This window comes from Caballeronia sp. LZ019, assembly GCF_031450825.1.
GTDB lineage: Bacteria > Pseudomonadota > Gammaproteobacteria > Burkholderiales > Burkholderiaceae > Caballeronia.
This window is the reverse complement of sequence record NZ_JARTVZ010000005.1, coordinates 1,957,903-1,971,904: the sequence shown is the minus strand read 5'-3', so window position 1 is coordinate 1,971,904 and position 14,002 is coordinate 1,957,903. Positions and strand designations below refer to the sequence as shown.

The window sequence follows — 14,002 nt, the reverse complement described above, 5'->3', positions numbered from 1 at the left end:
ATCAAATGGGAAAGCGAGGCACGAGCGCCTCATGCCCGCCATCGCGGATCAGCACGAGCGGATAGCCGAACGCGGCGCTCGCGCGCTCGGCCGTCAGGACATCGGCGACGCGGCCCGCATACGCGCCACCCTTGCCGTCGAGCAACAGCGCATGCGTGGCGAAACGGCGCGCGAGGTTCAGATCGTGGCACGAGAGCACGACCGCGCGGCGTTCATCGCGTGCGGCTTTCGCGAGCGCATGCAGGCAATCGATCTGATGATGCAGGTCCAGATGCGCGAGCGGTTCGTCGAGCAAAAGCAGCGGCGCGTGCTGACACAGCACGGCGGCGAGCGCGACGCGCTGCCGTTCGCCGCCCGACAGCGTCAGCACGTCGCGCGATGCGAATGCGGCGAGGCCGAGCGCATCGAGCGCGGCGTGGGCGGCGGCGCGGTCGTCGTCGCTTTCCCAGCCCCAGCCGGTGAGATACGGAAAACGGTTGAGCAGCACGGTGTCGAGCACAGTCGCGCTGAACGCGTCGTGCGTGCTTTGCGGCATCAGCGCGCGATGCCGTGCGAGGTCCGCCGCGCGCCATTGTTTGAGTGCGCGGCCATCGAGCGATACGCCGCCCGCCGCCGGTTTCGCGAGTCCCGCGAGCACGCCGATGAGCGTCGTCTTGCCCGCGCCGTTCGGCCCCGCGATGCACCACACTTCGCCCGCCGCGATGGTCGCGCTCAGTTCATCGACCAGTGTGCGGTCGCCAGCGCGGAGCGTGAGCTTGTCGATGCGGAGCGTGTTCATCGCGGGCGGCGCAAGAGCATCCACAGGAACATCGGCACGCCGACGAGCGCCGTCACCACGCCCACCGGCAACTGCCCCGGCGCGATGACGGTGCGCGCGGCGAGATCGGCGCTCATCACGGCGAGCCCACCGGCCAGCGGCGCGGCGGGCACGAGCATGCGCTGATCGTTGCCGCATGCAAGCCGCAAGAGATGCGGCACGACGAGCCCGACGAAGCCGATGGTCCCCGCCGTCGTCACTGCGGCCGCGGCCGCAAGCGACGCCACGAGATACACGCGCAGGCGCAATCGTTCGACGGGCACGCCGAGCGCGCGCGCGGCCGCATCGCCACGCAGCAGCACGTTCAGTTGCGGCGCGACGGGCACGATCGTGGCAAGCGCCACGACGAGCGCGATCATCGCGGGCCAGGGCGTGGCTGCGCCGTTGAGGTCGCCGGTGAGCCAGAAAAGCATGCCGCGCAGCCGGTTCTCCGGCGCAACGCTGAGTATCAGCGTGATGAGCGCGCCCCATCCCGCCGCGATCACCACGCCGGTCAGCAACAGCCTCGGTGATGCGTCCTGCTCGCCGTGCCACAGATGCCTGCGCGCAAGGCCGAGCACCAGCACGATCGACACGAACGCGCCGATGCACGCGGCAAGGTCGACGCCCCACCACGGCATCGACGCGAGCATCGCGGCAAGCGCGAAGGTCGCCGCGCCGCCGGATACGCCGAGCACGTACGGCTCCGCGAGCGGATTACGCAGCAGCACTTGCAGCAGCGCACCGGCGAGCGCCAGCAGCGCGCCCGATGCAAAGCCAGCCAAAGCGCGCGGCAAACGTAACGTAAGGACGATGTCATCGGCGATATCGGGCGTGGCGGAATGCGCGTGCAGCAGCGCGGCGATTGCACGCGACATCGGCAGATTCACGCTGCCGAGCGCAAGCGACGCCACGAGCATGACGAGCGCCATCGCGCCGAGCGCGAGCCAGATGACGGCGGCGCGGCTAGCGTTCATCGCGTCTCGATGACGGCGTCATGCTCACGACGGATGCCATCCGAGTGTGATATACGCGCCGCGTCGCGGCGTGTTGTACGAGTAAGCGAGTTCATAGTCCCGGTCGAACAGATTGTCGATGCGCGCGCTCACGTACCACGACTTCGTGATGTCATAGCGCGCGGACAGATTGACCACGCCGTAGCCTGCAAGCGTCGAATCGTAATCGCTGCGCGCGCCGCTCACGATCCACTCGCCGCCCACGCGCCATCGTCCGATCGATCGATGCGCCGACAGCGATGCGAAGCGCCGCGCACGTCGCGTCAGCTCTTCGTGATTCGTCTCGTCAACGGGATTCTGGAACGTGACACCGGCGCGTAGATCCGTTGCGCCCACATGCCCCGCCCACGATCCCTCGACGCCCTGCACTTTCGCGCGCCCCACGTTCTGCGCGATATAGAAGCCGCTGCCATCCGATACGTAATCGATCAGATTCGAATAGCGCGTCTGGAATGCCGTCACGCGCAGCACGCCCACTTTGTCCGATGCGTACTGCAACGCCGCTTCGACCGAATGGCTGCGCTCCGGTTGAATCGACGCATTGCCGCTGAACGGATAGTAGAGGTCATCGAAGCTCGGGGCGCGGAACGACACCGCATAGCTCGCGCTCGCGCGCCAGTGGGCATCGAACCTGTAGGCGTAGCCGAGATAGTAGCTGTTCGCGCCGCCGAAATCGGAATACTGGTCGTGACGCACGTTCGCCTGAACCTCGCTCGAGCCGAAGCGCCCCACGTAACCCGCGAACACCGAATTCACGTGACGGTCCGGCGCGCTCAGCTGATCCGAATCGAGCGATTGATCGAGATGCTCGTAGCCGAACAGCAGCTTGTGGGCATCGGCGAGCCTGAAGTCGTTCTGCCAGAGGTACTGATGCGTCTCCGAGTTGAATCGGCTCGTATAGACGCCGTTCTGCTCGATGTTCGCGCGGTCCTGCCCCTGCGCCATCGTGAAGTGCGTGGTCCAGCGGTCGGTCAGCTTGCCGTTCGCGAACACCGACGCCGAGCGCACGCGGTCGTGCGTCTTGTTGATGTCGGTCGGCGAGCCGTAGGCATCGTCGAAGCTGTCGACGCCGTTCGCTTGCAAAAAGCGCACGCCCGCGTCCCACTTGTCGGTGAACTTGTGGCGCAGCGTCGCCGCGACGCTTTCGTTGAGATAGCCGTTCGCGTTCGGGTTGGCATTGGGCGCAAGCGCGGGATCGATCGACGAGAAGCCGTCGGTCTTTTCGCGGGACACGTTGAGGCTGAACGTGGTGCGGCCATCGGCGTCGAGCGCGCCGTCGACGCCCGCCGACTGACGCTGCGTGTGATAGCTGCCGTACTCGGCTTCGAAGTGGAAGCGCGGCGGGTGTGCATCGCCCTCTTTCGTGAAGATCTGCACGACGCCGCCGATCGCATTCGATCCATACAGCGCCGATACATTGCCGTTCACGACTTCGACGCGATCGGTCTGATCGAGCATTAGCTGCGACAACTGCGCCGCGCCGAGCGATACCGACTCCACGCGCACGCCGTCGATCAGCACGAGCGATTGCGACGACGCCGCGCCGCGTATGTACACGCCCGAATTCGCGCCTGGCCCGCCGTTGCGGGTGATCTGCACGCCGGGCGCGAGCGCGATGAGGCCGAGCACATCGTCGGCGTTGGTGTCGGCGATGTCCTGCTGGTCGAAGAGCGATGTCTGCGGAAGCGAATCGGCGAGCGGCTGCGGGCTGCGCGTCGCGGTCACGACGACGGGCGCGAGTGTTTGGGCGGCGGCATCGGCGGCATCGGCATGCGCGGATTGCACCGGCAGCACGCTGAACGCGGCGCACGCCGCAACGCAAACGGCGCGACGCCTCGTGCCGGACGGAGATGGAACCATGCGTGAAGACTTCCAGTTCGGGGCTGGCGCGTGCCCCGCTCCCCGCGAGGTCTGTGCGCGACGCGCGCGCCGGTCGTCATGACATGGACGCGCTGGACGATTGGCCGGTATCCGGGCTGGCGACGCTTCGTCCCGCCTTCCCGCGCATGGCGCGCAGTGGCGTCGACACGCTTCCTGCAGGGCGCACGCATGACGATGAACCATGCGATGCGACGCGAGAAACGTGCGAGGGACGACTTGCAACTTGCGTTGCGGTCGCTTACCGTTGCGGGGGCAGCACAGGTTGACGCGTCCCGGTCATGCGCCGTGGACTTCGCTCCCTGTTTCCCGTTTGACTGCATCCGCGAGAGAAGCGGACGCGAGCACCAAAAGTGCGGCAAGTTTAGGAGCGGGCATCGGGGCCGTCAAGAACGCGCGCCGTCCCAGCCGCTTGCAATCAACGCGCACGCTCGCTCTTTCCACACACGAATGCATGGCGATGCACGCATGTTCCGGGGTTGTTACGTCTCGAAACGAGACAATTATCGGACGCTGCTTTGAACCGCGCTAAAATGCCAGGTCTTTAGAGGACGCAGCACATGCTCAACGAACTCGAATCACTGTCAGGAAACATCGGCCGGCTGATCAAGATCAGCGAGCGCCACAATCAGGCGCGTCTCGCGCTGGAAGCGCAACTCGAACAATTGCGCGCCGACTACGCGGGCGTACAGGACGAACTCGTGCAGGTGCGAAGCGAGCGCGACGCATTGCAAGCCGAGCGTGACTCGCTCTCCGCGAAGATCGACGACGCTCAGGTGCGCTTGAACGCCATCCTCGAAAAACTGCCGCGCGGCAAGACGCAGCACGCGGAAAGCGACAATCAACTGGACCTTCTCAACGCCGAAGCCGAAAAGCACGCATCGCGCGGCGCGCAGCACGAACATGCGCATGCGGAAGAGATGCAGGGCGCTCACCATCACGGAGAGAAGGCATGACGACCACGCAGATCGAAGTATCCATCCTCGGGCAACCGTATCGCCTCGCGTGCTCGCCTGAAACGGAAGCCGCGTTGCGCGAAGCGGTCGCCCGCGTCGATGCGGAAATGAACAAGATCCGCAATGCAAGCAGCGTGCGCGGCACGGACCGCATCGCAGTGATGGCCGCGCTGTCGCTGGCGTCCGAATTGCTGCGTCTGCAGGAAAGCGTGCGTCACGGCGAGGCCTTCCCCGCCGAAGAAATTCGCCGCACGGTGCACTCGATGAACCAGCAGTTGGGCGCGGTCATCGCGCAGTACGAAGTGCAGTAAGTGCAGGTTATCTGCATGATGGGTTGATCTAATCACCCTCGCGGTGTCAATGAAAAAAAGATACCGCGCGATCGATGGCCGGGGGCTGCATAAGGCAAATGATTGGTGTAGAGTGATGTTTCCCTGCCTGGTGCGCCAAGGTCATATATTCCTTGAACCAATGTCACATTGGCACGGTTGCGGAACCTTGTAACACGGGCGCGCGCGTCACTTAGTCTGATGTACCCGAAGTGTTGCTTACCGCGACCAATCTTGAACCCAGGTTCAGGATGCCGGCCTAGCGGCTGAGGCGGGGACCTTACCCAGACGGCATCGGTTTTCACCGATGCCGTTTTCATTTGCATCGTCGACTCTTGCTGCTCCCTCATGCGCTACTGGCTGATGAAGTCCGAACCGGACGAAGCGAGCATCGATCATCTCGCGCACGCGCCGAAGAAAACCTTGCCGTGGACGGGCGTGCGCAACTATCAGGCGCGCAACTTCATGCGCGACCAGATGACAGTCGGCGACGGCGTGCTCTTCTATCATTCGAGCTGTCCGGAGCCGGGTATCGCGGGCATCGCGAAGGTGGCGTCGACGGCCTATCCCGATCCCACGCAGTTCGATTCGACAAGCCCCTACTTCGATCCGAAGTCCACGCCGGACACGCCGCGCTGGCTGCTCGTCGACGTGAGCTTCGTCAGGAAGATCCCGCTCATTTCGCTTGCAGATTTGCGCGCACACGAGGCGCTCGCCGACATGCAGGTGCTCGCGCGCGGCAACCGGCTGTCGATCACGCCTGTCACGGATGCGCAGTGGCGTTTTATTACCGAACGGCTCGCCGGGAATCGGAACTAAGGACGCGGCCGGACCGCCTAAAGGGCGTCGCGAAACGCGCGACGTTACAGGCCGGAGTCCTTCGATGATGAACAAGAAAACCGCCGCCGCACTCGCTCTTGCGATGTCGAGCGCCGCGCTCACCTTTTCGGCCACTGCCGCTGCGCAGACGGTCATTACCAATCCGCAGCCTTCGGGCGTGCTCTCGCTGTCGGCTCAGGCCAGTGCGCAAGTGCCGCAGGATGTCGTCACCATCACGCTCTTCTACGAGCAGGAAGCCGCCGACCCTTCATCGCTCACCACGACGCTGAATCAGCGTGCCGAGGCCGCGTTGCGCGAGGCGAAGGGCGTCGATGGCGTCACGGCGAAAAGCGGTGCGTTCAGCGTGTATCCGTCGACGGACCGCGACGGCAAGATATCCGCGTGGCGGGGGCGTACCGAAGTCGTGCTCGAATCGCATGACTTCGCGGCGGCGTCGAAGCTCGCGGGCAAGATGAGTTCGTCGATGCAGGTCGGCAACGTCACGTTCTCGCTGTCGCCGGAAGCGCAGCGCGCCGCCGCGCAGAAGCTCTCGACGCAGGCCATCGAATCGTTCCGCAAGCAGGCGCAGGCTGCATCGCAGGCATTCGGCTACAGCAGCTTCACGATTCGGGAAGTGAACGTCGGTCAAAGCGGCGTTGCGCCGCGTCCGGTGATGATGATGCAGGCGCGCGGCATGAACGCCGATGCGAAGATGGCCGCGCCGATGGCGCTGGAAGCCGGCACGACGATGGTGACCGTCGACGTATCCGGCTCCGTGCAGATGGGGCGTTGAACGAGCCCGTGCTCAGGCGGCGTTGGCCGGCACGCGCCGATGCCGCTTGTACGCCCACACCATCATGACGATGCCCGCGATGACCATCGGCAGAGAAAGCCACTGGCCCATCGAAAGATTGAGCGCGAGCAGGCCGAGATAATCGTCCGGTTCGCGCGCGAATTCCACCGTGAAGCGCGCGAGTCCATAGCCGATCAGAAAGAGCGCGGATACGGCGCCCATCGGACGCGGCTTGCGCGAGAACGTCCAGATCAGAATGAACAGCACGATGCCTTCCAGCGCGATTTCATACAACTGAGACGGATGGCGCGGCAGCATCTGATACCGCTGAAAGATTTCGGTCAGATGCCATTGCGCATCCAGTTGCGGATTTTTGGCGAGCCAGACGGCGTCGTCATTCGATGAGTGCTGGAAGAGCATGGCCCACGGCGCGGTCGGGTCGGTCACGCGGCCCCACAGTTCACCGTTGATGAAGTTGCCGAGGCGCCCCGCCGCGAGACCGAGCGGGACCATCGGCGCGACGAAATCCGTCACCTGCAGCCACGTGCGCTTGCGCTGATGCGCGAAGAGCACCATCGCGAGCGTGACGCCGAGAAAGCCGCCGTGGAACGACATCCCGCCTTCCCAAACCTTGAAGACATCGAGCGGATGCGCGAGATAGTAGCTCGCCTTGTAAAACACCACGTAACCGAGGCGTCCGCCGAGAATGGTGCCGAGCACGCCGTAGAACAGCATGTCGTCGATGTCCTTCGCGGTCCAGCCCTGATTCGCGACGAACGGCAGCCGCAGCCGCAGCCTGCCGATGACGATGGCCGATATGAATGCGACCAGATACATGAGGCCGTACCAGCGCACGGCGAGCGGTCCGAGATGAATCGCGACGGGATCGAAATTGGGATGTATGAGCATCGTAAGAAGTGAAGCAAAGCGAGAAGTCAGGCACGAATCATAAAGCAGAGACGGCTGCGGCCCGCGCGCGCACGATCTCGATGAACCCGGCGAGCACCGGGCTCACCTCCGCCGCGCGCCACACGAGTCCCGTTTCGACGACGGGCGCATCGGCCACCGGCCGCAACGGACGATACACCACGCCCGTGCGCCGCAGATGCCGCAGCGATTGCGGCACGAGCGCGACGCCCATGCCCGCCGACACCAGGCTCACGATGGTCTGCATCTGAATCGCCTCTTGGCCGATGCGCGGCGTCAGCCCCGCTGCGCCGTAGCAACCCATGATGATGTCATACAAGCCCGGCGCGAGACGCCTCGGAAACACGACGAGCGGCGCGGCGGCCAGCTCGCGCAGATCGACGGGCGTATCGGCCCATTCCGCCGCGCCCTGCTGCAACTGCTCCGCCGCTTCCGCCGACATCGCGACGACGAGCGGTTCACGCGCGATCGGCAGATAGGAGAGCGACATCGCGTGGCGCGGCGGCAGCGGCGGGATGACAAGGCCCGCATCGATGCGGCCGGCGACGAGTTCTTCGATCTGCACGTCGCTCGTCGCTTCGGTCAGCTGCAGCCGCACGCCGGCATAGCGTGCGCCGAAATCGCGCAGCAGCGCGGGCAGCAGGCCGTAATCCGCCGTCGACACGAACGCGAGCGACAGCACGCCCGCCTCGCCGCGCGCGAGCGATTGCGCGAGCGGACGCAGCGCATCGGCGGAGGCGAGCAGCCGGCGCACTTCGGGCAGCAAGTCCTTGCCGACCGGCGTCAGCTCGACCGTGCGCTTCGTTCGCGCGAACAGCGCCACGCCGAGCGCGTCTTCCAGCGCGCGGATGGCTTGCGAGAGCGGCGGCTGAGTCATCGCGAGCCGCGCGGCGGCACGGCCGAAGTGCATTTCTTCGGCCACCGTCACGAAGTAGCGCAACAAACGCAGCTCGATGGGCGGGTTTCGCTCTTCCATTGATATGTTCCGCGACCTAATACGCCCTGAATAATATATTGGACAGGCACAAGCCGACGCTTCATTCTTGGGCCACTAGACCAAGAACATTCTTACGGAGCCCCCATCATGGCCTTCAATCGCCGCTCGAAAAACATCACCCAGGGCGTTGCGCGCTCGCCCAACCGTTCGATGTACTACGCCCTCGGTTACAAGGAGGAAGACTTCGACAAGCCGATGATCGGCATCGCCAACGGGCATTCGACCATCACGCCGTGCAACGCGGGCCTGCAGCGCCTCGCGGACGCCGCGATCGCCGCGATCAGACAGTCGGACGCGAACCCGCAGATTTTCGGCACGCCGACGATCTCCGACGGCATGTCGATGGGCACCGAAGGCATGAAGTATTCGCTCGTGTCGCGCGAGGTGATTGCCGACTGTATCGAGACGGCCGTGCAGGGCCAGTGGATGGACGGCGTCGTCGTGATCGGCGGCTGCGACAAGAACATGCCAGGCGGGATGATCGGCCTCGCGCGCATGAACGTGCCGGGCATCTACGTCTACGGCGGCACCATTCGTCCGGGCAACTGGAAGGGCCAGGATCTGACCATCGTGTCGTCGTTCGAGGCGGTCGGCGAGTTCACGGCGGGCCGCATGTCGGAAGAGGATTTCAAGGGCGTCGAGAAGAACGCGTGTCCGTCGACCGGATCGTGCGGCGGCATGTACACGGCCAACACGATGAGTTCGTCGTTCGAGGCGCTCGGCATGTCGCTGATGTATTCGTCGACGATGGCGAACCCGGACGAGGAGAAGGTCGACTCGGCGGCCGAATCGGCGCGCGTGCTGGTGGAAGCGGTCAAGAAGGACCTGAAGCCGCGCGACATCATCACGAAGGAGTCGATCGAGAACGCGGTCGCGCTCATCATGGCGACGGGCGGCTCGACCAACGCGGTGCTGCACTATCTCGCGATCGCGCATGCGGCGGAAGTCGAGTGGACTATCGACGACTTCGAGCGCATGCGCAAGAAAGTGCCGGTCATCTGCGATCTGAAGCCGTCGGGCCAGTACGTCGCGACCGATCTGCACAAGGCGGGCGGCATTCCCCAAGTGCTGCGGATTCTGCTCGACGCGGGTCTCCTGCACGGCGATTGCATGACGATCACGGGCCGCACCATCGCCGAAGAACTGAAGGACGTGCCGGCCAAGCCGCGCGCGGATCAGAAGGTCATCTTCCCGATCGAGCAGGCGCTCTACAAGCAGGGCCATCTTGCGATACTGCGTGGCAATCTTGCGGAAGACGGTGCGGTCGCGAAGATCACCGGGTTGAAGAATCCGGTGATCACCGGCCCGGCGCGCGTGTTCGACGACGAGCAGACCGCGATGGACGCCATTCTCGCGGACAAGATCAAGGCCGGCGATGTCGTCGTGTTGCGCTATCTCGGACCGCAAGGCGGCCCCGGCATGCCGGAGATGCTCGCGCCGACATCGGCGATCATCGGCAAGGGGCTGGGGGAATCGGTCGGTCTCATCACCGATGGACGTTTTTCGGGCGGCACGTGGGGCATGGTGGTCGGCCACGTCGCGCCGGAAGCATACGCGGGCGGGACGATCGGCCTCGTGCAGGAAGGCGATTCGATCACCATCGATGCACACAAGCTGCTGCTGCAGCTGAACGTGGATGACGCGGAAATCGCGCGTCGGCGTGCGGCGTGGAAGAAGCCGGCGCCGCGTTATACGCGTGGCGTGCTGGCGAAGTTTGCGTCGCTGGCGCTGCCGGCGAATCGGGGGGCGGTGACGGGGTAACGCGCCGCGCAGTTTCTCCAAGGCAATGACAAAGGGGCGCTCAATGCGCCCCTTTGTCTTCTCAATCGATGATGTTCAAACTTCCCGCTGCCGCCGCAACTCCTCCTCCACCGCGACGCTGACCCACTCGCGCATGTGCGCTTCCAGCGCGACCGCCACTTCGCGCGTGATGTCCTGCACGAGCTTCGCCGAATGCGCGCGCAGCACGTCCTGACAACGCGCTTCGATCAGCGCGCGGGCCTCGCCGTTCAGGAACTGCGCGACGCGCCCCTGCAAGCGTTGCGCGACGAGTTCGGCGTCGTAAGCCACGGTCGCTTCGTCAGCCGATGCCGCACGCGCGAATTCCGGCTTGCCGGGCACGACGACATCGGTGAGAACGGGAATCGACGGATCGAAGGAATCGGACGTGTTCGTGGTATCGGTCATGGTCTTGAATGTGTCAGAGCGGTCCGTGCGCCGATGCTAACGCGCGCGCGCCGCCCCGCTCTGTTCGCTCAGCCGCCTTGCTTATGCGTTTCGATGGCGTAGCCGCGATCACGATAGAAGCGAAACCGCTCGCGCCCGGCTGCGAGTTCGTCGCTTTCATTGCCGACGATCTCGATGAGCCGCTCGAAGCGCGCGAACTGCGCGGGCACCGGTGCGCCGAGATTGACCAGCACCTGATGATGCGGCACGTCGTTCAGATCCGATGCCAGCACCACCGGCGTTTCCTGCGCGAGCGCGCTTTTAGCCATGCAATGGGGCACGAACTCGAGCGGCGCGAAGGTCCACAACTGCGCGTCGAACGCGGCGAGACGCTGCGGTTCCGCGAGCACGACGAGCGCCCGCCCGCTCGCATACGCCTTGCGCGCGAGGCGGCAGGCATAGGCGAGCGGATCGCCGACATTCGTATGGAAGTCGATGCGCGTCACGGTCTCGCTCACTGCCCCGCGCGATCGATCAGGAATTGCGACAAGAGCGGCACCGGCCGGCCCGTCGCGCCCTTCGCCGCGCCGCTCTTCCACGCGGTCCCGGCGATATCGAGGTGCGCCCACGGATAGTTCTGCGCGAAGCGCGACAGGAAGCACGCCGCCGTCACGCTGCCCGCCGGCCTTCCGCCAATGTTCGCGACATCCGCGAAATTCGACTTGAGCTGTTCCTGATATTCGTCGTCGAGCGGCAGACGCCACGCCGGATCGACCGCCTCGCGTGATGCATCGAGCAGTTCGCCGGCGAGCGCATCGTCCTTCGAGAAAAGACCCGTGTTGTGATGGCCGAGCGCGATGATGCACGCGCCCGTCAACGTCGCGATATCGACCACGGCGGCCGGCTTGAAACGTTCCGCGTACGTGAGCGCGTCGCAGAGAATGAGGCGGCCTTCGGCGTCGGTGTTCAGCACTTCGATGGTCGTGCCGTTCATCGCCGTGATGATGTCGCCCGGCTTGACCGCGTTGCCCGCGGGCATGTTCTCGCAGGTCGGCACCACGCCGATCACGTTCAGCTTCAGGCCCATTTCCGCGACGGCGCGCAACGTGCCGAAGACCGAGCCCGCGCCGCACATGTCGTACTTCATCTCGTCCATCGCCTCACCGGGCTTGATGGAGATGCCGCCGGAATCGAACGTGATGCCCTTGCCGACCAGCACGATCGGCGCATTCGCTGCAACCGCCGCATTCTTGCCGCGCGCCTTCGCCGGCTCGCCCGCGCCCTGATAATGCATGACGATGAACTGCGGCGGCTCTGCCGATCCCTTCGCGACCGACAGGAACGACCCCATGTTCAGCGCCTCGATCTGCTTCTGGCCGAGCACTTCGACCTTGAGCTTCCAGTCGCGGCCGAGCTGCTTCGCGGTCTGCCCGAGATAAGTCGGCGTGCAGACGTTCGGCGGCAGATTGCCGAGATCGCGCGTGAGGTCCATGCCGTTGGCGATGGCGACGCCTTGCCTGACCGCGACGCGCGCGACTTTCTCGTCGGCGGTATCGATGCTGAAGACGATTTTTCTGAGCGAGCGCTCGCCGTTTTCCGGCTTGCTCTTCATCTGCGAGAACTTGTAGGTGAGCTCGCGCAGCGCGAGGACGGCGGCACGCACGGCCCAGTCGCCGGTGCGCTCGAGAATCGGCAATTGCGCGAGCGTGAAGGTCACTTGCGCGATCTTCGTGCCGAGGATCACGCGCCATGCCGCGCGCACGGCTTCGCCATAGGCTTTCTGATTGAAGGCGTCCTGCTTGCCGAGGCCGACGAGCAGCACACGCGCGGCTCCGATGCCCGTCACTTCCGGCACCATCAGCGTGGTGCCCGCGCGGCCGCTCATGTCGCCCGCCTTGACGACGCGCGAAATCAGCCCTTTCGTCGCGATATCCATGACGCGGGCCGCGCCTGTGAGTGTCTGTGCTTCGAACACGCCGAGCACGACGACATCGGCTTTCCCCGTCAGGAAACCATTTGCCTCGCCTTTGCTCCAATCACAGGCTTTTATGCTAAAGTCCATCGCGCTTATCCTCGGTAAAATCTGGGCTGAAGGATGAAAGCCGCAATTATCCGCTATTTTCACCGCGGCGGTCACAGGCTCACGGCGCAAGGGAACGAAGCGTCGAACCTCGCGTCTGTAGAACGAATAGCCACGCTGCTGCCGCCGGCCTCAAGCAAAATTCAATGATCTTCGAACGCTCCCTGCAGCGCGAACTCGCGTACACGGCCGGCGCCGTGTTCATGGTGCTGCTCACGATCATGCTCACGACGATGATGATCCGCATCGTCGGCTTCGCGGCATCGGGCCAGGTTGACCCGCGCGATGTCGTCGTGCTGATCGGGCTCACGGTCATCGGCTATCTCGCCGTCATGCTGATCGTGACGCTCTTCGTGTCCATCCTCTTCGTGCTCACGCGCTGGTATCGCGATTCGGAGATGGTCGTGTGGCTCGCCTCGGGCGTAAGCCAGACGCAGCTCATCAAGCCGATCGCCACGTTCTCCGCGCCGATCATCATCCTCATCGTTTTCTTCGCGTTCGTCGGCTGGCCCTGGTCGAACCAGCAGAGCAAGCTCATCAAGGCGCGCTTTCAGCAGCGCGATGAAGTGTCGTTGCTCGCGCCGGGGCAGTTCCGCGAATCGCCGTCGAGCCATCGCGTGTTCTTCATCGAGAAGATGTCGCCGGATCAGGGGCATGTCGAGAACGTGTTCGTCACGAGCACCGAAGGCGGCAAGGTCAACGTGATCGTCTCGAAGAACGGCCACACCGAAACACGCGCGGACGGCGACCGCTTCATCGTGCTGGAAAACGGCCGCCGTTACGATGGCGAACCCGGCCAGCCCAACTTCCGGATCATGGAATTCGCGCGCTACGGCGTAAAGATCATGAACCATCAGGTGGTCAATACGCCGTTGACGACGGGCATCTCCACGCCCGATCTGCTCGCCGATCCAACCCGGCAGAACCTCGCCGAATTCGCGTGGCGGCTGGGCTTGCCGCTCATCGCCATCAATCTGATGCTGCTCGCCATCCCGCTGTCCTATCAGAATCCGCGCCGCAGCCGGACCATCAATCTCGTGATGGCCGTGTTGATCTATCTTACTTACTCGAACCTGCTCAACGTGGTGCAGTCGTGGATCGAGCAAGGGAAGCTCTCGTTCGGCGTGGGGATCGCGGGGCTGCATATTCTGGTGAGCGCGGTCGTGGCTTTCATCTTCTGGCTGCGGGTGCGCAACCGGCCGCTCTTCACGCGCGCGATGTTCACGCGCTCGAAGGGGGCGTAAG

At 64.5% G+C, this 14,002-nt stretch carries 14 protein-coding genes, 1 other RNA gene and 1 riboswitch; of the genes, 7 read left to right on the top strand and 8 right to left on the bottom strand.

Going from position 1 to position 14,002, the window contains the following annotated elements:
* Window position 1: 1 nt before the first annotated feature.
* From P9255_RS22670 to P9255_RS22660, 3 genes are read right to left on the bottom strand one after another with little or no spacing between them, the layout of a single operon-like run.
* Window positions 2–778, bottom strand: coding sequence for an ABC transporter ATP-binding protein (locus tag P9255_RS22670; RefSeq protein ID WP_309763112.1), 777 nt, complete (start codon window positions 776–778; stop codon window positions 2–4).
* Window positions 775–1,773, bottom strand: a complete 999-nt coding sequence (locus P9255_RS22665; RefSeq protein ID WP_309763113.1) for an iron ABC transporter permease — start codon at window positions 1,771–1,773, stop codon at window positions 775–777. Before P9255_RS22665 ends, P9255_RS22670 begins: the two co-directional genes overlap by 4 nt.
* A 24-nt stretch (window positions 1,774–1,797) precedes the next feature.
* Window positions 1,798–3,672 (bottom strand): TonB-dependent receptor domain-containing protein, encoded by a 1,875-nt coding sequence (locus P9255_RS22660; protein ID WP_309763114.1) that lies wholly within the window; start codon window positions 3,670–3,672, stop codon window positions 1,798–1,800.
* An 84-nt stretch (window positions 3,673–3,756) separates the two neighbouring features.
* A riboswitch (cobalamin riboswitch) is annotated at window positions 3,757–4,057 on the bottom strand.
* A gap of 193 nt (window positions 4,058–4,250) precedes the next feature.
* Here P9255_RS22660 and P9255_RS22655 point away from each other — a divergent pair.
* The 5 genes from P9255_RS22655 (at window position 4,251) to P9255_RS22635 (ending at window position 6,587) form a co-directional block, all read left to right on the top strand.
* On the top strand, window positions 4,251–4,646 hold the full coding sequence (locus tag P9255_RS22655; RefSeq protein ID WP_309763115.1) for an ATPase: 396 nt from the start codon (window positions 4,251–4,253) through the stop codon (window positions 4,644–4,646).
* Window positions 4,643–4,957 carry a cell division protein ZapA gene (locus tag P9255_RS22650; protein WP_035960522.1) on the top strand — a complete coding sequence of 105 codons (315 nt, stop codon included), beginning with the start codon at window positions 4,643–4,645 and terminating at the stop codon, window positions 4,955–4,957. Before P9255_RS22655 ends, P9255_RS22650 begins: the two co-directional genes overlap by 4 nt.
* 117 nt (window positions 4,958–5,074) lie before the next feature.
* Window positions 5,075–5,257, top strand: a non-coding RNA gene (gene ssrS, locus P9255_RS22645) — 6S RNA.
* A gap of 66 nt (window positions 5,258–5,323) precedes the next feature.
* Window positions 5,324–5,794, top strand: a complete 471-nt coding sequence (locus tag P9255_RS22640; RefSeq protein WP_309763116.1) for an EVE domain-containing protein — start codon at window positions 5,324–5,326, stop codon at window positions 5,792–5,794.
* 67 nt (window positions 5,795–5,861) lie between these two features.
* Window positions 5,862–6,587 carry an SIMPL domain-containing protein gene (locus tag P9255_RS22635; RefSeq protein ID WP_309765329.1) on the top strand — a complete coding sequence of 242 codons (726 nt, stop codon included), beginning with the start codon at window positions 5,862–5,864 and terminating at the stop codon, window positions 6,585–6,587.
* Between the two features lie 12 nt (window positions 6,588–6,599).
* Here P9255_RS22635 and lgt read toward each other — a convergent pair whose 3' ends face one another.
* Together lgt and P9255_RS22625 are read right to left on the bottom strand one after the other, a co-directional pair.
* Window positions 6,600–7,496, bottom strand: coding sequence for a prolipoprotein diacylglyceryl transferase (gene lgt / locus P9255_RS22630; protein WP_309763117.1), 897 nt, complete (start codon window positions 7,494–7,496; stop codon window positions 6,600–6,602).
* A 37-nt stretch (window positions 7,497–7,533) separates the two neighbouring features.
* Entirely contained in the window at window positions 7,534–8,490 is a 957-nt protein-coding gene (locus P9255_RS22625) for a LysR family transcriptional regulator (RefSeq protein ID WP_309763118.1), read from the bottom strand.
* Window positions 8,491–8,598: 108 nt separating this feature from the next.
* Here P9255_RS22625 and ilvD point away from each other — a divergent pair, with 108 nt between their 5' ends.
* Entirely contained in the window at window positions 8,599–10,272 is a 1,674-nt protein-coding gene (gene ilvD / locus P9255_RS22620) for a dihydroxy-acid dehydratase (RefSeq protein ID WP_309763119.1), read from the top strand.
* 75 nt (window positions 10,273–10,347) lie between these two features.
* Here the strand turns inward: ilvD and P9255_RS22615 are convergent, their stop codons facing one another.
* The 3 genes from P9255_RS22615 to P9255_RS22605 form a co-directional block, all read right to left on the bottom strand.
* Complete coding sequence (locus P9255_RS22615) at window positions 10,348–10,698, bottom strand: DUF2486 family protein (RefSeq protein ID WP_309763120.1); 351 nt, start codon at window positions 10,696–10,698, stop codon at window positions 10,348–10,350.
* A 68-nt stretch (window positions 10,699–10,766) separates the two neighbouring features.
* Window positions 10,767–11,183, bottom strand: coding sequence for a DNA polymerase III subunit chi (locus P9255_RS22610; protein WP_309790789.1), 417 nt, complete (start codon window positions 11,181–11,183; stop codon window positions 10,767–10,769).
* 8 nt (window positions 11,184–11,191) lie between these two features.
* The gene (locus P9255_RS22605; RefSeq protein WP_309763121.1) at window positions 11,192–12,739 is read right to left on the bottom strand and encodes a leucyl aminopeptidase; all 1,548 of its coding nucleotides are present in this window, start codon (window positions 12,737–12,739) and stop codon (window positions 11,192–11,194) included.
* A 164-nt stretch (window positions 12,740–12,903) separates the two neighbouring features.
* Here P9255_RS22605 and lptF point away from each other — a divergent pair, with 164 nt between their 5' ends.
* On the top strand, window positions 12,904–14,001 hold the full coding sequence (lptF, locus tag P9255_RS22600) for an LPS export ABC transporter permease LptF (protein ID WP_309790462.1): 1,098 nt from the start codon (window positions 12,904–12,906) through the stop codon (window positions 13,999–14,001).
* Window position 14,002: the final 1 nt, after the last annotated feature.

Bases quoted from the DNA above. Each gene is read 5' to 3' on its own strand.
- P9255_RS22670 (WP_309763112.1), bottom strand. From the start codon at position 778: ATGAACACGCTCCGCATCGACAAGCTCACGCTCCGCGCTGGCGACCGC.
- P9255_RS22665 (WP_309763113.1), bottom strand. From the start codon at position 1,773: ATGAACGCTAGCCGCGCCGCCGTCATCTGGCTCGCGCTCGGCGCGATG.
- P9255_RS22660 (WP_309763114.1), bottom strand. From the start codon at position 3,672: ATGGTTCCATCTCCGTCCGGCACGAGGCGTCGCGCCGTTTGCGTTGCG.
- P9255_RS22655 (WP_309763115.1), top strand. From the start codon at position 4,251: ATGCTCAACGAACTCGAATCACTGTCAGGAAACATCGGCCGGCTGATC.
- P9255_RS22650 (WP_035960522.1), top strand. From the start codon at position 4,643: ATGACGACCACGCAGATCGAAGTATCCATCCTCGGGCAACCGTATCGC.
- P9255_RS22640 (WP_309763116.1), top strand. From the start codon at position 5,324: ATGCGCTACTGGCTGATGAAGTCCGAACCGGACGAAGCGAGCATCGAT.
- P9255_RS22635 (WP_309765329.1), top strand. From the start codon at position 5,862: ATGAACAAGAAAACCGCCGCCGCACTCGCTCTTGCGATGTCGAGCGCC.
- lgt (WP_309763117.1), bottom strand. From the start codon at position 7,496: ATGCTCATACATCCCAATTTCGATCCCGTCGCGATTCATCTCGGACCG.
- P9255_RS22625 (WP_309763118.1), bottom strand. From the start codon at position 8,490: ATGGAAGAGCGAAACCCGCCCATCGAGCTGCGTTTGTTGCGCTACTTC.
- ilvD (WP_309763119.1), top strand. From the start codon at position 8,599: ATGGCCTTCAATCGCCGCTCGAAAAACATCACCCAGGGCGTTGCGCGC.
- P9255_RS22615 (WP_309763120.1), bottom strand. From the start codon at position 10,698: ATGACCGATACCACGAACACGTCCGATTCCTTCGATCCGTCGATTCCC.
- P9255_RS22605 (WP_309763121.1), bottom strand. From the start codon at position 12,739: ATGGACTTTAGCATAAAAGCCTGTGATTGGAGCAAAGGCGAGGCAAAT.
- lptF (WP_309790462.1), top strand. From the start codon at position 12,904: ATGATCTTCGAACGCTCCCTGCAGCGCGAACTCGCGTACACGGCCGGC.